This is a genomic window from Ruegeria sp. CG11, from assembly GCF_056537245.1.
Genome location: NZ_JBQFRE010000001.1, coordinates 687,939 through 705,591 on the forward strand (window position 1 = coordinate 687,939; position 17,653 = coordinate 705,591).

At 58.5% G+C, this 17,653-nt stretch carries 16 protein-coding genes; 9 read left to right on the forward strand and 7 right to left on the reverse strand.

Features of this window, described 5'->3' with window-relative positions:
- The first annotated feature begins 116 nt into the window (after nt 1-116).
- The 8 genes from ACR0KW_RS03430 to ACR0KW_RS03465 all read left to right on the forward strand — a co-directional run bounded on the left by ACR0KW_RS03430 (nt 117) and on the right by ACR0KW_RS03465 (nt 7,679).
- Nucleotides 117-1,856 carry an ABC transporter substrate-binding protein gene (locus ACR0KW_RS03430; protein ID WP_480803742.1) on the forward strand — a complete coding sequence of 580 codons (1,740 nt, stop codon included), beginning with the start codon at nt 117-119 and terminating at the stop codon, nt 1,854-1,856.
- 83 nt (nt 1,857-1,939) lie between these two features.
- Nucleotides 1,940-2,989: an ABC transporter ATP-binding protein gene (locus ACR0KW_RS03435; RefSeq protein ID WP_480803743.1), complete on the forward strand. Its 1,050-nt coding sequence runs from the start codon at nt 1,940-1,942 to the stop codon at nt 2,987-2,989.
- 1 nt (nt 2,990) lies between these two features.
- Nucleotides 2,991-4,067, forward strand: a complete 1,077-nt coding sequence (locus ACR0KW_RS03440) for an ABC transporter ATP-binding protein (RefSeq protein ID WP_480803744.1) — start codon at nt 2,991-2,993, stop codon at nt 4,065-4,067.
- The gene (locus tag ACR0KW_RS03445; protein WP_170392846.1) at nt 4,064-4,927 is read left to right on the forward strand and encodes a carbohydrate ABC transporter permease; all 864 of its coding nucleotides are present in this window, start codon (nt 4,064-4,066) and stop codon (nt 4,925-4,927) included. The genes ACR0KW_RS03440 and ACR0KW_RS03445 overlap by 4 nt, the downstream gene beginning before the upstream one ends.
- Nucleotides 4,924-5,721, forward strand: coding sequence for a carbohydrate ABC transporter permease (locus ACR0KW_RS03450; RefSeq protein ID WP_058280831.1), 798 nt, complete (start codon nt 4,924-4,926; stop codon nt 5,719-5,721). Before ACR0KW_RS03445 ends, ACR0KW_RS03450 begins: the two co-directional genes overlap by 4 nt.
- Nucleotides 5,722-5,729: 8 nt before the next feature.
- Nucleotides 5,730-6,134: a DUF2160 domain-containing protein gene (locus ACR0KW_RS03455; RefSeq protein WP_480803745.1), complete on the forward strand. Its 405-nt coding sequence runs from the start codon at nt 5,730-5,732 to the stop codon at nt 6,132-6,134.
- 65 nt (nt 6,135-6,199) lie between these two features.
- Nucleotides 6,200-6,595 (forward strand): BlaI/MecI/CopY family transcriptional regulator, encoded by a 396-nt coding sequence (locus tag ACR0KW_RS03460; protein WP_170324448.1) that lies wholly within the window; start codon nt 6,200-6,202, stop codon nt 6,593-6,595.
- Nucleotides 6,582-7,679, forward strand: a complete 1,098-nt coding sequence (locus ACR0KW_RS03465; protein WP_480803746.1) for a M56 family metallopeptidase — start codon at nt 6,582-6,584, stop codon at nt 7,677-7,679. The genes ACR0KW_RS03460 and ACR0KW_RS03465 overlap by 14 nt, the downstream gene beginning before the upstream one ends.
- A gap of 5 nt (nt 7,680-7,684) precedes the next feature.
- Here the strand turns inward: ACR0KW_RS03465 and ACR0KW_RS03470 are convergent, their stop codons facing one another.
- On the reverse strand, nt 7,685-9,088 hold the full coding sequence (locus ACR0KW_RS03470; protein WP_480804190.1) for an MATE family efflux transporter: 1,404 nt from the start codon (nt 9,086-9,088) through the stop codon (nt 7,685-7,687).
- Nucleotides 9,089-9,325: 237 nt separating this feature from the next.
- Between ACR0KW_RS03470 and ACR0KW_RS03475 the strand changes: the two genes are divergently transcribed.
- Nucleotides 9,326-9,790: a putative molybdenum carrier protein gene (locus ACR0KW_RS03475; RefSeq protein WP_480803747.1), complete on the forward strand. Its 465-nt coding sequence runs from the start codon at nt 9,326-9,328 to the stop codon at nt 9,788-9,790.
- 3 nt (nt 9,791-9,793) lie between these two features.
- Here ACR0KW_RS03475 and ACR0KW_RS03480 read toward each other — a convergent pair whose 3' ends face one another.
- The 6 genes from ACR0KW_RS03480 to ACR0KW_RS03505 all read right to left on the reverse strand — a co-directional run bounded on the left by ACR0KW_RS03480 (nt 9,794) and on the right by ACR0KW_RS03505 (nt 17,351).
- A complete protein-coding gene (locus tag ACR0KW_RS03480; protein ID WP_480803748.1) occupies nt 9,794-11,437 on the reverse strand; it encodes a N,N-dimethylformamidase beta subunit family domain-containing protein in 1,644 nt (547 codons plus the stop codon).
- 103 nt (nt 11,438-11,540) lie between these two features.
- Nucleotides 11,541-11,993 (reverse strand): hypothetical protein, encoded by a 453-nt coding sequence (locus ACR0KW_RS03485; RefSeq protein WP_480803749.1) that lies wholly within the window; start codon nt 11,991-11,993, stop codon nt 11,541-11,543.
- A complete protein-coding gene (locus ACR0KW_RS03490) occupies nt 11,990-14,053 on the reverse strand; it encodes a glycosyltransferase (protein ID WP_480803750.1) in 2,064 nt (687 codons plus the stop codon). Before ACR0KW_RS03490 ends, ACR0KW_RS03485 begins: the two co-directional genes overlap by 4 nt.
- The gene (locus tag ACR0KW_RS03495) at nt 14,050-15,126 is read right to left on the reverse strand and encodes a glycosyltransferase family protein (RefSeq protein ID WP_480803751.1); all 1,077 of its coding nucleotides are present in this window, start codon (nt 15,124-15,126) and stop codon (nt 14,050-14,052) included. The genes ACR0KW_RS03490 and ACR0KW_RS03495 overlap by 4 nt, the downstream gene beginning before the upstream one ends.
- 10 nt (nt 15,127-15,136) lie before the next feature.
- A complete protein-coding gene (locus tag ACR0KW_RS03500; RefSeq protein ID WP_480803752.1) occupies nt 15,137-15,460 on the reverse strand; it encodes a hypothetical protein in 324 nt (107 codons plus the stop codon).
- A 79-nt stretch (nt 15,461-15,539) separates the two neighbouring features.
- Nucleotides 15,540-17,351, reverse strand: coding sequence for a hypothetical protein (locus ACR0KW_RS03505; RefSeq protein ID WP_480803753.1), 1,812 nt, complete (start codon nt 17,349-17,351; stop codon nt 15,540-15,542).
- Between the last annotated feature and the right edge of the window lie 302 nt (nt 17,352-17,653).

Consider the following 17,653-nt stretch of genomic DNA (forward strand, 5'->3'; position numbering starts at 1 on the left):
CGGAAGCCCCTGCAAAACCAATTACTAAAAATTTAGTTTGACACATATGCAAAAAATCGCTGATGCTGTCCGGCATCCGGTTCGCGCCGGAAACCATAATCTTTGGGAGGAGACAGATGCGGAGACATCTACTTTCCGCAGTGGCGGCGGCTGCCGTCATTGCGGGGCACGGTCCTGCTTGGGCCGACGAAGCCGCAGCACAACGTTGGATCGACGACGAATTCCAGCCATCGACCCTGTCGAAAGACGAACAGATGGGCGAGATGAAGTGGTTCATCGAAGCTGCACAGCCTTATGCCGGCATGGAAATCAACGTTCTGTCGGAAGGTATTCCAACGCACTCGTATGAATCCGAGGTGCTGACCAAGGCGTTCGAGGAAATCACCGGTATCAAGGTCAACCACCAGATCCTCGGCGAAGGCGAAGTGGTTCAGGCGGTTCAGACCCAGCTGCAGACCGGTCGGAACCTGTATGACGGCTATGTCAACGATAGCGACCTGATCGGCACCCACTCGCGCTTGCAACTGGCCTATCCGCTGACCGACATGATGGCGGGCGACTGGGCGGCGACGACCTCGCCGACGCTGGACCTGGATGACTTCATGGGCATTCAGTTCACTACCGGCCCGGACGGCAAGCTGTATCAGCTGCCTGACCAGCAGTTTGCGAACCTCTACTGGTTCCGCAAGGACTGGTTCGACGACGAAGCCAACAAGGCCGCGTTCAAAGAAAAATACGGCTACGACCTAGGTGTTCCGGTCAACTGGTCGGCCTACGAAGACATTGCCGAATTCTTCACCAACGACGTGAAAGAGATCGACGGTGTGACAATCTACGGCCACATGGACTACGGCAAACGCGCGCCTGATCTAGGCTGGCGTATGACCGACGCATGGCTGTCGATGGCTGGTGCTGGTGACGTGGGTGAGCCGAACGGTGTACCAGTTGACGAATGGGGCATCCGCATGGAAGCGGGCACCTGTAACCCTGTCGGCGCCTCCGTCTCGCGCGGTGGTGCGGCCAACGGTCCGGCTGCGGTCTATGCGATCCGCAAATGGGATGAGTGGCTGCGGGCTTATGCTCCTCCGGGTGCGGCGTCATATGACTTCTACCAGTCGCTGCCAGCACTCAGCCAGGGCAACGTGGCCCAGCAGATCTTCTGGTACACCGCCTTTACTGCCGACATGGTGAAGCCGAAGTCCGAAGGCAACAACACCGTGGATGACGAAGGCACGCCACTGTGGCGGATGGCGCCCAGCCCGCATGGCCCCTACTGGGAAGAAGGTCAGAAAGTTGGTTATCAGGACGTGGGGTCCTGGACCTTCCTGAAATCGACCCCGGCGGATCGCGCTCAGGCAGCGTGGCTCTATGCTCAGTTCGTGACGTCCAAGACTGTTGACGTGAAGAAGTCCCATGTGGGTCTGACCTTCATCCGCGATAGCTCGGTCAACCACGATTCGTTCACCGAACGCGCACCCAAGCTGGGTGGTCTGGTCGAGTTCTACCGCTCGCCTGATCGTGTGGCATGGTCGCCGACCGGCATCAACGTTCCGGATTATCCGAAGCTGGCCCAGATCTGGTGGCAGCAGATTGGTGACGTGAACTCGGGCGCCTTCACCCCGCAAGAGGCGATGGACCGTCTGGCCGAAGAGATGGACATCACCATGGCCCGGATGCAGGCCGCGGATGAAAGCGCCGGTGTCTACGGTGGCTGTGGTCCCCGCCTGAACGATCCACAGGACCCAGAGTTCTGGCTGGAAAAAGCGGGCTCGCCGAAGGCCAAGCTTGAGAACGAAAAGCCGCAGGGCCAGACCGTCAACTATGACGAACTGGTTCAGCGCTGGCAGTCTCAGTAAGCCATTTAAACCCGGGGGTGCCGCTTCAGGCATCCCCACCCCAAAGACCAGTGCGCTGCACTGAAGGACCGGAACCCACGGACATGATCGAACTACAAGACGCCACCAAACGGGTTGGCAATGTCATCCACATCAAGCCCACGAACCTGACGCTGCAAACCGGCCATTTCAACGTGCTGCTGGGCGCGACGGGATCGGGCAAGACCTCTCTGATCAAGATGATGGCCGGGCTGGACCCGATCGCCTCGGGCAAGGTCTTTATGGATGGGCAGGACGTCACAAAGCTGAACACGCAGAAGCGGCAGATCAGCCTGGTGCACCAGTTCTTCGTGAACTACCCCCATATGACAGTTTTCGACAACATTGCCTCGCCCCTGCGCGTGGCAGGCATGGCAAAGTCAGAAATCGAGGGCCGCGTTGAAGAGGCCGCTGACCTGCTCCAACTGCGCCCGATGCTGCACCGCCGCCCGCATGAGCTGTCGGGCGGACAACAGCAACGAACGGCGCTGGCCCGCGCGATTGCCAAGGAAAGCCGCGCCGTCTTTCTGGACGAACCGCTGGCGAACCTCGACTACAAACTGCGCGAGGAACTGCGTGAACAGTTGCCGGACCTGTTTGCCGGACGCGGGGCCGTGGTGGTCTACGCCACCTCGGAACCCGAAGAGGCCCTATTGTTGGGCGGCTACACCGCGCTGATGGAGGACGGCCGCGTGACGCAGTTCGGGCCGACCGCAGACATTTATCGCAACCCCGAAAACATCGCTGCTGCACGGGTTTTCTCGGACCCACCGATCAACGTGGCCCGCATCACCGTATCCGGCGCTCAGGCGCAGTTGGCGGGCGGCGGCGGCTGGTCGGTCAAAGACATGGCAGACGGAGACTACATGGTTGCTGTACGCCCACACCGCGTGACCCCCTTCCGCACGTCCGACGCGGACGTGGAACTGACGGGCCGTGTGATTGTGACCGAACTTTCGGGCTCGGATTCCAGCGCACATTTCCAGCACGGAGACGAAGCATGGGTTTCGCTCGCTGCGGGCGTGCATCCGTATCAGGTGGGCGAAGACCACAGCTTCTACATGAACCCGGCCCACTGCCGGTATTTCGGCCAAGACGGCAAAAGGGTGGCCTGACATGGCACAGATCAAGCTTTCAAATCTGCGACACAGCTATATGCCGACGCCGAAAGGCCCCGATGATTATGCGCTGAAGGAAATCGACGTGACCTGGCGCGACGGTGGGGCGTATGCGCTGCTCGGCCCGTCGGGCTGCGGCAAGTCCACGCTGCTCAATATCGTCTCGGGCCTGCTGACTCCGTCAGAGGGGCAGATTTTGTTCGACGGCAAAGATGTCACCACCCTGCCCCCGGACCAACGCAACATCGCACAAGTGTTCCAGTTCCCGGTGATCTACGACACGATGACCGTGGGCGAAAACCTGGCGTTTCCGCTGAAAAACCGGGGCGTTGATGCAGCAACGATCAAGCGCCGCGTCGATGAGATTGCCGAGATGCTGGACGTCACGGATATGCTGAACACCCGCGCCAGCGGCCTCAGCCCGGACAACAAGCAGAAGATCTCAATGGGGCGCGGACTGGTCCGTGACGACGTGAATGCAGTGATGTTCGATGAGCCGCTGACCGTGATCGACCCACACTTAAAATGGAAACTGCGGTCGAAGTTGAAAGAACTGCACCAGCGCGTCAAAGCCACGATGATCTATGTGACGCACGACCAAACCGAGGCGCTGACGTTCGCTGACGAGGTCGTGGTGATGCAGGAAGGCGAAGTGGTGCAGATCGGCACCCCCGTCGAGCTGTTCGAGCGGCCCCAACATACGTTCGTCGGCCACTTCATCGGCTCACCCGGAATGAACGTTCTGCCCTGCGAAGCCAAGGGCGACCGGGCAGTATTCGAAGGCCACGAGGTTATACTGGAAGGTCCCACCCATGGAGACGGAGGCCGCACCGATCTGGGTATCCGCCCGGAATATGTGGGCTTTGGCGACACCGGCATCCCGGCGCATGTCACCAAGGTGTCGGACATCGGCCGCCACTATGTGGTCAGCGCAATGGTCGGCAACACGGCCCTCAAGGCCGTGACGGAACACAGTGTCCCCGAGCCGGGCTCGCAGGTCTTCCTGCAATTCAAACCTGAACAATCCCGCGTCTACCGCGACGGCTGGATCGCAACCGAGGAGCGGGCGCAATGAGAACGGAAAACCAAAAGGCGTGGTTCTTTGTCCTGCCCGTCCTGGCGCTAGTCGCGTTCAACGCGCTGGTGCCGATGATGACGGTGGTCAACTACTCGGTTCAGGAAACCTTCGGCAACAACCAGTTTTTCTGGGAAGGGCTGGGCTGGTTCGAACAAATCCTGCGCTCGGACCGGTTTCAGGCCGCTCTGGGACGGCAATTCCTGTTTACTTTCCTAATCTTGCTGATCGAAGTTCCACTGGGCATCATCGTGGCCCTGTCCATGCCGCGCAAGGGGTTCTGGGTGCCGGTCTGTCTGGTGCTGATGGCCCTGCCGATGCTGATCCCGTGGAACGTGGTTGGGTCGATGTGGAACATATTCACCCTGCCAAAGATCGGTCTGCTGGGCTATTTCCTGAATGACGTTCTGGGTATCAACTATGACATGACTCAACAGCCGCTGTCGGCCTGGATCACAGTCATTGTCATGGATGTCTGGCATTGGACGTCGCTTGTTGTCTTGCTCTGCTACGCGGGCCTCGTGTCGATCCCCGACGCCTATTACCAAGCCGCAAAGATTGACGGAGCCAGCCCCTGGTCGGTGTTCCGCTATATCCAACTGCCCAAGATGAAAACCGTTCTGACCATCGCCGTTTTGCTGCGCTTCATGGACAGCTTCAACATCTATACCGAGCCCTTCGTTCTGACCGGCGGCGGCCCTGGCAACTCAACCACCCTGCTGTCGATCGACCTTGTGAAGATCGCTCTGGGACAGTTCGACCTTGGCCCTGCGGCTGCGATGAGCCTGATCTATTTCGCCATCACGCTGCTGGTCAGCTGGGTCTTCTACACTCTGATGACAAAGGATGACGCGCAATGAAGAAGCGGTCCCTTATCCCGATCCTCTATATCGCATTCCTGATGCTGCCGATCTATTGGCTGGTAGCGATGTCCTTCAAGACCACGAACGAGATCCTGTCGGGCTTTTCCCTGTTTCCCCAGACCTTTACGCTGGAGAATTACATCACCATCTTTACCGATCCGACATGGTATTGGGGTTATATCAACTCGATCATCTACGTAACGATCAACACGGTACTTTCGGTCTGTGTAGCGCTGCCCGCGGCCTACGCGTTCTCGCGCTATCGCTTTCTGGGCGACAAGCAGCTTTTCTTCTGGCTGCTGACCAACCGGATGGCTCCGGCGGCGGTCTTTGCGCTACCGTTCTTCCAGCTATACTCGTCGATCCATCTGTTTGACACTTATCTGGCCGTAGCGCTGGCCCACACCCTGTTCAACGTGCCTCTGGCGGTGTGGATCTTGGAAGGGTTCATGCGGGGTATTCCGAAAGAGCTGGACGAAACGGCCTATGTCGATGGCTATTCCTTCCCGCGTTTCTTCGTAACAATCTTTCTGCCGAACATCAAAGCAGGCGTCGGTGTGGCGGCCTTCTTCTGCTTCATGTTCTCATGGGTGGAAATGCTTCTGGCGAAAACCCTAACAGCGGTCGAGGCCAAACCCATTGCCGCCGTGATGACCCGGACTGCCTCCAGCGCGGGGTACGAATTGGGCCTGCTGGCTGCCGCCGGGACCCTGACCATCATCCCTGGCGCCATCGTCATCTGGTTTGTCCGCAACTACATCGCGCGCGGTTTCGCGATGGGACGTGTGTGAGGTTCAATATGCGTAAACTTCTTCTCACCCTCCCCTTCCTGCCTTCGACGGCCTTTGCCCAGGCGCAGTCCGGATGGGGCAGTGTTGGTCAGCAAGAGGAAAAGGGTTTCTCATGGACCGATCCACTGTGGCCGGATTTCTGGATGGCCTGGACCCCCGCCACTCTAGCAGTATTCGTCGGAATATTCTCAGCCATTGCCCTGATCGGCTTGCTGGAAGGCTTCAAATACCGCGACGGGATTGAGCGGCGCGGCGTGCTGGGCCTTACGACCACACTGGGCGACCGTCTGTTCATCACCCTACTTGGGTCAGCCTACATCTTCCTAGCCTGGCTTGGGTTGGTCGGTCAGCCCGTCTGGACGCCTCTTTTCCTGTCCATCGGCTGGGGCATCTTCGTCTTCTGGAAAGTTTAAGCTTTGCGAAACAGCGAAAGGATGCTTGTCTGTCAGGCATACTAAAAATGCGACACGAAAGACCGATGCGAAAAAAGAAAACAACAAACCTGCTGACCGAAGTGGAACTCGAGTTCATGAACGAGCTCTGGGCGCTGGGTCGGGGCTCGGTCCGTGACGTGCTTGATCGCCTGCCACCAGAACGCAACCTGGCCTATACGTCTGGCGCTACCATCCTGCGGATTCTCGACGACAAGGGGTTTGTCGAAAGTCACAAGGACGGAAAGACGCTGATCTATACGCCGCTTCTGGAAAAAGACAGGTATCAGGCACGGTCGCTGCAGAACCTGTCCCGGACCCTGTTCGACGACACACCTGCCACGCTGGTCGCACGTCTGGTTGACGATGCGGGCCTCAGCGAAGCCGATCTGGAGGAAATTCGGGCACTGGTAGAGAGGAGACTGCAAAATGACAGCGGTTAAACCGGTTCTCGACGCGTATCTGGAATGGAATCTTGTCCTTGGCTTGGCCGCTGTTCTCTGGCTGGTTGCCCGGGGGCTTCTGTCCCGGACCTCATTCAGCCACGGATTTGTGGCGCAGCTGCAGGCGCTCAAGGCGCTTTGCTTGTGTATCGTTGTCAGCCCATTGCTGGCGCTTGGCGTATCTGCGCTCGCCACACTCACCCAGGCCAAAGGCACCGTGGCCATTGGCGACATCGCCGTGGCCGCCTATCTGCGCGGCGACATCGGCATGCCCGCCACCCAGTTCGAGGCACTGCTGAACACGCGCCAACGCTGGGTTGCGGTGTTGTTCAGCGGAGACCATTCGATTGTATCCGCGATCCTTGTGATGATGTCGCTTGCATCGCTGGTCTATGCCCTGCGCGTGCTCCGCGATGGTCTGGCGATCCGCGAAACGGTCAACACCAGCTTTTTGTGGCGCCGTTCGGCGAAGGTAGATATCCGCTTGTCCGACCGCATCTCCGTCCCCTTCGCGGTCCGGGGTCTGCGCCGGCGTCATGTCGTGTTGCCCAGCCACTTGCTGGATACCCCGCGTGAGCTGCGCTTTGCCCTTGCGCATGAGCTTCAGCACGTACGCGCCGGGGATGTTGAATGGGAGCTTGGGTTCGAACTTCTGCGACCCCTGCTGTTCTGGAACCCCGCTTACCTGGTGCTGAAATACCAGTTCGACCGCCTGCGCGAATTGGCCTGCGATCAGTCGGTCGTGGCCCGCAAGAACATCGATGCCCACGACTATACCAAATGCTTGCTGGACTATTGCGCCCGTACCGTCACGCGCGGCAGCCCGCGGGTTCTGAACGTTGCTCTAGTCACCGGTGGCAAGGCGAAACGCGTTCTGCGGCAACGGGTGATTGCGCTGGCGGATGCGCCCGCGATGCAATCGTCAATGCCGTTCATGTTCCTCGGCCTGTCGATCCTGTTCGCGCTTGTCCTTGGGTTGGCCGCCGCGTCGGTCCAACAGACCGAGGATTGGAGTCATGATCGTCTGATGCTGTCGACAGTGGTCAACCTCGAACGGTTGGAAGCGCGCAATCAGGGCAACTGACCCTCTTACCAGCCGCGACGCCCGAACAAGGCCTGCAACCGGTTCTGCCCGGCAAACGGGTCGGCAGGCTGCGGCGCGGCTAGATTCGCAACAACCCGTCGGACAAGAACCCAGCAGATCACGGCGAAGATGACCCCTCCCAATGCCTGCCCCAACAGCACGCCGGGTGCGCCTGCGATATAGGCCCCGGCAACAGCAAAGGGCCAGGTGCCCAACGTGTGCCGCCCCCAGTTCACCCAGGTCGAATACACCGGGTGGCCCAGATTGTTGAAACTGGCATTCGCGACAAAGATCACACCGTTGAAGAATGAGGCCAGAGCAAGCGGCCCACAGAACAGATAGATCAGCGCCCGTGTCTGCCCCTGCGCCTGAAACAGATCGGCAATCGGCGCGCGCAGTACGAACAGAGTTGCTGCCATCAGGCAAACATACACGGCCGTGAATTTCACACCGGCCAGAAAGGTCGCTTTCACGCGGTCATACTGCGCTGCTCCGGAGTTCTGCCCGACGATTGGCCCGATGGCTCCGGACAGGGCGAACACAACCGAAAACGCCACCGGCATCAGTCGCCCGATTACCGCCATACCGGCCACAGCTTCCGTTCCGAACTGCGCGATTTCACGAATGACAATGGCGTTGCCGATGGGCGTAGCGATATTGGTTAGAACGGCCGGTAACGCAATCGCGCGGACAGGTCGAACATCCGCCGCCAACTGCCGCAGCGATGGTCGGGCGAAACCACGATGCACGCGCACTGCCGGTCTAACCGCCGCAATTAACATGCAGATCCGTGCAATGACCGAAGCAATGGCCGCCCCATCCAGCCCCAACCCAACGGCGAAGATCAGGATCGGGTCCAGCACCGCGTTGGCCACCCCGCCGTAAATCGTGGCCTGCATCGAGCGTCGCGCATCCCCATACGCACGCAACACCGCCATACCGGTCATGGCAACCGCCATCACCCACATGGTCGGCAGGATGATCGAAACATAGCGTACCGCCAGACGCAGCACCTCACCGTCGGCGCCCAGCAGGGACAGGCAAAATGTCAGGTTGAAAAGCACAGCCACAGAGACGACCAACCCGACCAGAGCACCCAGAACCGCGACGCTGGTGCCGAATTGGCGCGCTTGCTCATGTCGACCGGCCCCCAGCTGCCGTGCCACCAAAGCGCCCGCGGCGATCGAAAGACCGACATTGATCGAGTTGGTGAAAAACAACAGCGTCCCGGCATAACCGACCGCAGCGGCCAGGGCGTCGTTGCCCAGCATCGAAATGAATATCATGTCGACGAAATCCACCGCGAAAATCGCCATCAGGCCAATGCTAGTGGTCAGCGACATGCGGGTGACGTGGCCCATCAAGCTGCCTGTCAGAAAGACCGCTCGACCTTCGGATTGTGTTGCCATATGTTGTTCAGCCTCTGCCCTCTCTGGCCAATGTGCCCGCGTTTCCTTGGGCGATGCAACGGCAATCAGAACCGCGTGCTCATGATACCACTCTGACAACGGCACAGGCTTTGGCATCCTGTGGTCAACCAGGCGGTTCAGAGGTTCGGGCATCACCCCTGCGGCACAAATCCTGAATTCCAACGGTTCCCGGGATGGCGTTGGCTGGCTAAGCTCTTTTCAGGAAAGGTACCAGCTATGAAAATCGTCTCAGGCGGGCAAACCGGCGTGGATATGACGGCATTGGAATTCGCGCGGCAAAACGGACTGACCTATGGCGGCTGGGTTCCGAGGGGCCGCACGAATGAGGCGGGCCTAATCCCGGCGCATTTCACCGGCCTGACCGAGACAGAGTCTGAGAACGTTGTGGAAAGAACCCGGTGCAACGTGGTTTCAAGCGATGCCACACTGATCTTTGTTGATGGGTCGGCAAGCCCTGGAACGCAGCAAACCGTCGTCTTCGCCGAAGAGGCCGGGAAGCCACATCTGGTTGTCGATGTCAGAGATGGAACGGCGGCCTGCGTGCGGCAGGTACGGGTATGGCTGCAATCCACCCCGGCCTCGGTCCTGAATATCGCAGGCCCCCGAGCGTCCGAGGCACCGCAGATCGGAGCGCAAGTCCGCGCGATACTGAATCAAATACTGGACCTGCTTGAGGCGTGAATCCTAAAGCGCCCTGCCCGCCCCACCAAACCTGACCAGCACGTTGCGTGTGACCTGTTCAACCTGCCAGTCCCGCCGGGCCAGCCCCATCACCCATTCGCAGGTGCCTGCGGTAAAGACCTCGCCCTCTCCTCGTTGCCAATGCACGATCGCGCCGTTTCCTCGGCTGCTGCGATCCAGTGTTTCGGGCGTGACCTCTCCGAACAGGGCGCGGGCTTTGAATATCGCGTCCGCGTCCGCAATGTAGGCGGTCTCGCCCCAAACACCGTGTGTGGGTTCAATATTGGTCGCCAGCCCGATCGCCACGATCTCAAGCGCAGGGTCGGCCCCATCCGCCCCGGTAGCAAAGGGCAGACCGTCCTCCATCCGGTAATCCACCCCATCGACTTCATATCCAAAGATGCGGGACGCGGCCCCCAGCTGATCTCCATAGCCCAACTGAGTCCCCGCCAGCGCCCAATGGTCGGGGCGATATACCGAAAAACCCCCGCTTCCCTGCCCGACGCAGCGGCCTAGACCGGTATAGACCCCTTTCAATCCGTTGACCCCAAAGGTCTGCGCACCTGGACGGTTTGCCGGAGCAACCTCCCACGCGGTGGTGACCAGATGCTCTTGATCCGAGCCGAAAAGCGGGTCCTGATCAGCCGTGTACTTGTAACAGATTTGGGTGCGCCCCTCATCCTCGATGCGGGTTTGCCACAGGAAATTGCCCCCGAACCGTGCAACCCTACCGCCCCCGGCGGTGTACCGATCCACCGCGTCGCGCATGTTTGCTGACCAGTATTCATCATGCCCCACGAAGACAGCGCACTTGTAGCGTTTCAACAAATCGGGATCGGCCTCCAGATCATGTTGCGTGGCGAAATCGAATACGAACCCCTGTTCCTCGGCCCAGGCCGCAAAATGGCGTTCATAACTTGCCCATCCGGCCGAGGCATATTTCTTGGAGTATCCATAGGCGTAGGCCCACTCCATATACGGATAGCGCACCATCGTCCCCGGTTGGTGCGGTGCATCAGGCACCGCGCGCGGTGCGCCTTCGGGAAGTTTGCAGAACCCCCGCGTCCAAGGGCGCTGCGTTGAAACCACCGGGGAAAACGCGTTGCGGTCTGGGCCGGTGATCCCTTCGTAGTGGTTGGACCCGCCCCAGCAATTATAGGCCAGCCAGGTTCCCGTGGCACAGATAAGGACATAAGGCGCAGGTGGCTTGTCGTCCGCGCGGCGCAGCAGGAACAAATGGTGCTCCTCAACCCGATCCCCGTCGCATTCGGCAGTCAAGGTCACCAGGTATCCGCCTTCGCGCCAATCATCGGGGATCGTGAACTCGTATGAGGCCTCCCACCCGCAGCCCCTAACAGAACAATCCTCGGGGGTGACCTGATGCATTCCCGTGATACCCGTTTCTGAATGCAGCGGCTCGTAGCGTGCGCCATCACGGCCGATCTCAAGATCCCAGTGTTCCGCCGTTGTCGACACCCGCAATGTCAGCCGATCACCCGGAGCATAGGTCATATGATCCGTATAGCCCCAAATCTCCAGAACCGAGGCGTCCCGGGCCGGTCCGATATAGTAATTATCCAGAATATGTCGCGCCTTGGCACGCGTTCTTGGAGTTGTTGCGGGGTCAGAAGATTCGGAACCTGTCATGGCCAAAGCACTACCACAGTACAACCGATCCAGGGGCTACTGTTTTGACGTTTTTTGATCGTGAAGTAGCCATGCTGGGACGCTGATAGACCCGCAGTCCGTATTAAACCCCGTTGCTCTGGTCCGACCAACGGCCGATTTCGTCGCCGTCTATGATGATCGCAAGATCCCAGAACTTTCTGATTTCCGCTTCGGCCGCCAGCGCCGCCGTCGGTTCGTCCGGAACGCGTTCGACTCGAAAGCCAAACTGCTCGAACCCGCTGTACTCGACGCGGCTTAGAATGACCGGGAAGACCTCTCGCTCCAGCGCAGCAGCGGCGAGAAGTCTTGCAACATTGTAAGCAGACTCAAGCGGTTTCAGAACCCGGATACCAATATAAGTGGGGCCGCCCTTGTCGTGTTCCCACAGGGCAATGGACGGTGTCAGCTCCACCTCGGGGAACACAACTTTTCCATATGCTTTCGGCTTTTGGTTGTCGGTGATCAAAGCATCCAGCTGAACCGGGCGCTTGGGTGACGTTCTGCCAAGAATTTCGAACCAAGAGATGTCTGTCATTTTTCGTGCCTGACCTCTGCTATGATTTCAGCTGCCCTGGACGCGCCCGCTTCGGGTAATTCAATAGCGTTCAACGCAGATCGATAAAGTTCCACCTCATCGTGATCCAGACAGTCAGACACGGTCCGCTCCAGTTTCATGAGGTCTTTTTCGGTGATGATCGCGCAGAGATCGCGGTCGGCCAAAGCGCGGGCGCGCCGCTCTTGATTGTCCAGATAGGGGGCCGATTGCGGGATCAGGATCGAGGGGATTTTGTTGTAAAGGATCTCAAGGACGGAATTGTACCCCGCCGCCGAAATGACCAGATCCGCCGCCAGACACAGGGATGTGGCCTCGAATGTCTGAACCACGCGGGTATTCGACCAACCGAACGTGGCGGGCTGAACCTTGCTGCCGGGCCATGTCACGACAAGATGCAGACAGTCCGTCCGATCCTCGAGCATCCCGGATATCGCCTGCAGCTGCGCTGACCGATCCGACGCCACGCCGCCGCCCAACATGCTGACGACCAACTGTTTGAACTCGCGCCCGAACCGCTCGGCCAGCCGGGCCCTGAGCCCGTCGCGTTCGTCTTCGGACTGAACCACTTGACGAAAAATCGGGCCGACATAGTGAACGTGGTCGCCATAGCTGTAGGCGTCGTTCAGCTCTTCAAAGGCTTCCGAGGGCACGATGACTCGATCAAACACCCCCTCTCGTCGAAGCATCTTTTGTCGGGGCCGCCCATCCGGCCACAGACCTCGCCGAACCCAAACCGCGGACAAATTGCGCTCGAGGATCACTCGGTAGACGGAATCGAAGACATGGCCACCGTCAAAGACCAAGCTGTCGTTTTCCTGCAATGCGGCGCCCAGTCGACGGTAAGTCAGGATATCGTTGCCGTCGGGATTGTCTGTCATGTCGATCCGCGAGACCAGCGGAATGCAATCGATACCTTCGCGGCGGATAAGCGGCACACAACTGGGAAAGGCCGCAAAAATTGATGACATGTCATCTGGCAGAGCGTTTGCGATCACCGCACATCGCTGTGCATGGCCCAATCCCACGCCATTGGTTGGGAAGAACAACGTTCTGTGCGTGCTGCGAACAGGTTCGCGTGCCTTGGACGTAAGTCCTGCGGCGCTTTCCAGCCGGGAAATGTCCACCGAATGAAGCCACTGGGATTTTCTGGCCTGTTCGGCAATTTGCGAGGTGTTGCCAAGTATTTTGCCTGTCAGATACCCATCCAGCGAAAACGGTGTCTTGGGGCCAAGCAATGCGGGTGCGCCAGACGAAACCAACGCTTCGTCATCCGTGCAATCAATCGCAACACCTCCGGCCGCGATCAATTCGACTGCAAACGCCGCGATACGTACTCCGGCAATGCCGTGGCCGAACATCACAAGAATGTCCGTCGAATTCACCAGGGTCAGCGACGAGAGATCGGTATACAGGTTGGTCGGCAAATCATGAAACGGCGACGCATTAATAGCCTCGTTCTGTGCCCCGCTGACGACCAGTCGCAGATTGTAACCGCCCCGGTTGCTCATCCGGGAAAAGCAGGACAGCGTCTCGGGGTTATCCAGTTCCATTGAGCCTAAAACGACCGTGACATTCGGCATCTCACGCGCAGGTCGGGGCTTTGTCCGAACCTCGGCAACCAGAGGGCTGACCGCCGAAGGCAACACCGAACGGGGCTGAAAATCCGTCAGGTCGATCACCGTAGCTTCGCGCCCAAGCGCATAGGCCAGACGCGCCTTTGCACCGATGTAACTTTGCTGGCTCAGGAACCGGCCTGTCGCGATTACCGGCACGTCCGGGCCAATCTGCTTTTGTCGAAGGGATGCGAGAAGCAGATCATCGATATCCTCGGCGCCAAGCACGAATATGGCCTCTGCCTCATGCTCTGCCGGGTCGACAAGAAATCTGGCCGCCTCGTATACTCTGCCGCGCCCTGCAACTTCCGGCAGATACTCGGCATCTATGCAGGCGGTGAACCCGCGCGCGGCAAGTTGCTCGGCAAAGATCAATTGCGCGTCGAAGGATCGTAAGGAGCGCGAACCGGCCTCAATAAAAATCATTCCGATACCCCGCTGTCAGCGGAAATGACATTCGACAGCCTCGCCCTGAAATTTTCCGCGGAATAGCGCGCCAGCGCCGCTTGTGACCTGGAAACCTGTTCGTGGTACCGGCGTGGGTGCGCGATTAGGTCGGAAATAATCGCGTCTACGTCCATTGGACGGCAGCTGAGCACTGCGTCTCCGAACGTCACTCCTATGTCGGAATTGGTCAGGACCACTTTACCCGCAGCCAGAGCTTCGGCAATGACGCGGCCGAAACTCTCTTGCCAGGTTGGCGCCGTGAAATAGACGAAAAAGTCAATCATCTCAAAAAACTCGTCCACGCGAATGGCGTTGAAAGGAAGCAAGGTCCAATGCGGCCGCAGAACACGCGCATCCAGCAAGGCGTCTGCACCCAGGATCACGTTGCTCTGCGCATGTTCGGGAAAACAACTGTCGAGATCGGCAAGAGCCGGGAACTTCTCGAAACCGGGCCGCGAATGCCTGCCGCGGCGGTCCGCGGGCACGTCGCAAGGGGCTTCTATCTCGGTCTCGCAGATGTTGAACCAGTCGGCACCCAGAACCTCCCAGTGCCGGGCCACACGGGACGCGGCCAACCAATCGGTTACGGTTTTCCGGTTATACGGCGAAATCGGTGCAAGCGATTTCCTGAGCGAGAGCGCCGATGACTCAATCTGGTTCAGGCAGGATGGAACGTCGAACCCCTCTTCTCCACCCGGACGCAGAAAGTTCTCATGTGTTACCACGATCAACTCGCGTGCAAAAATCCTTGTGTTCAATGCATCCTGAAACTTTAAAAATGCCGGATTGTGCAAGATCACGAAATCCGCACTGACACGCGGCGCATCCCAAACCAGAGGAATGCGCAATTCATCCAGCACACGCCGTAGCACCGGTGCAATATATTGGTCCTCGCCAAACGTCCTTGAGGTTACTGCGTGAACCTCAAGCTCTCCGAACTCCACGGCGACACGAAGCTCGGCCGCGACAGCCGCTGACGTACCGCCAGAAAATCGAGGTTCAATAATGTAGGCGATCTTCGGGCGGGAGGGGCAACTAATGGTGTCGAACACGGGCATGGGCCTAGTGCAGCTGTGAACTTGCGCGTGAGGTTGTCGCGGTCGGGGCATCAAACGGATTGGCAGGCGTATTGGCGGGATAGCCGAAGTCCAAACTGCCCGCAGACGCGGCGTCATAAAAGTCACGCAGTTCCCGAGATAATTCGTCTTCGCCCCTCAGTAACTCCGGGTTTCTCTCTAAATATGACCGGAGCGCCCTTGTGTCATTGGTTGATAAAAGCTGATCAATCGCGATCAGGTGCTCCAACGTGATCTCGGCACGCACACCCTCTGTCGATGCTAGGAAAAGTAGCGCAGTTACAATGCCGACGAGTCTGCTATCAGTCATTTAAAAAACCTTATCAATACTTGTTAACCATACTCTCCATTGCTTCAGTCTTTCGCACCCTAGAACAAGAATAGCGTCTTTAGTTTGTTGTTGCCCGAAGTTTTTTCAGAACCTGACTTCTGAGTTGATTGATCGGGTTGTTTACCGTCGCGCTGCGGCTGCTTCGCTTGGCTTTCCGCTTGACTGGAGCACTGCTAAAGCCGTCTCCGGCCAAATATAACTCCACCACACCGCTTGGAGTTTTGGTTTTTGCCCCGGTGAAATCACGCAGCAAGGCACCGGCATCTTTCGCAAGGGCTGCGGCTTTGGCGGCATCCTGCCTGTGATAGAACCGAACGTTGGATTGCGACACCCGGAACCCTACCCGCGCCGCCCCACTCAGCTCGTGACCGGTCGTTGTCAGCTCGGCGACAACCGAGTCCACAGCATCCTGCGGCAGCTTGTTGGGTGCATACAGTCTGAACGCCGCGCCCCCTACGCCGGAACTTGCTACTGGTGGTTCGACATCGTCACCAGGCAACGCCACAAGCTCTACCGCGACCGGTGGTTCAGACCGCGGTGTCAAAGTGGGAGGCTGCAACGCCTCAGGATCAATACCCGGGACATCAATAGGTACCGAAGGCACCAAAACCACAGTCGTCAAAACGATTGCGATGGATCTTATCGGTATGGGCAGATCGGGCCTAACAGCCTGAACCTGTGCACGCAATGACGCGGGCTTTGCGGCGGGAGGTAGAGGCGCAGGCTGTCTGAACAGAACAGGATGAGCCGCAAACTTAGGTGACCGCGCCGGGGGGGTGAAGGCATCCGCCTCAATTCCTAAGGGATCGGTTCCTACTGCGGCGCCAGCCGCCAGAGCGATTGCGGGGTCAAAGAACTCCGGTGCGATTTCATACGGCAGGAAGCTCGGGTTCGCCTCTCGTGTTGGCAAATAGCCGGGGCCACCCACCGGCAAAAACGGCTGTTCGAGCGCCGGAACATAGGCCAGAACGCTTGGGGCGGCATCTGTTGTTACCGGCTCGGGGGGCTCTGCCGCCACTGTCAAACCCGAGGCAGGAGGCATCAGCGACGCAAGGCTGTTCAGATCTTCCGCCTCAGCCGAACTGCTATCTGAGAATGCTTGCCCTGACGATGGGCCAACCACATCCGTTGATATGACAATTTCACTTTGCGGGATCGTTGGCAGATCTGGCTGCAATGGAACAACGCCCTCGCCCTGTAAAGCAGAGGTTATCTCGCTGTCAGCGGTCACCGGTCCCGCCGTTTCAAGGGAGTCTGGCCCGGAAAGGACCAAAAAAACCGAAGATGAAGCGATCGCACCGATGACGCAGCCAAGGGCAAGTAACCCCAATCTGACTTTACGGCGCGTGCGTTCCTGATCTTTCAGTTTTTGAAGCGTTTTGGACAGGCGATAGTCAAACTCTTCATTGGAATATCTTAAATTCCGCCTCACATCTGTCTGAGCGGGACCTGTCGAACTGGTTTTGCTTCGCAAGGACTTGAAAGTTTCCCTGACTTTTTCGCCAGAATCGACTTTTCGGACGCCTTCAGGCGCACCGGGTCCGGGCTCTTCCGACTCACCCGTCTTTTCGGCGTTTGCGGAATTTCTTTTCTTTCTGGCTTCTTCAAGCTGGTCTGACCACGGCTTTTGCCCGACCGGCGATGGCTCACCTGTGGTTGATTGCCCTTCACCGCGACCGGCTGTTTCGGGCGCCTCGGTCTTTTCACCTTTCTGCTCGCGCGCGGCGCGGATGCTCTCCCGCTCTATCCGAGCTTTTTCAAGCACCTTCTGCCATTCAGGGGATTGAACGAAATCATAGATACCCGACGCCTGAGCAACGCCTTTCTTGGCAACTTCTGGTCGTGTCCTTTGGCCGCTCGCCTTCGTCATGAATTACCCCCGACTGGCCGCTGAAATAAGCTCCAAGCTGTTGTAGTCCGGTCAAACCGAACACATGTCGGCGCGTCAAAAACGTAAAAAAATATGGCTTAGAGTATAAAAAATTGACCCCTCTCTGACAAGTCAGCCGGTGCCAACAGGAAGAACGCGAACACTTCCAGTCAAGGATAGGATCACTGAGCCTTGTCCCACCGGACAACGTTTCCAGCCATATTTTTTGTCCCATCGCCAATTTCAAGCTAGGTTGTGGTGATTGCTACGCGCCACGAGAACGCTGTTGCCGAGTATTCGGC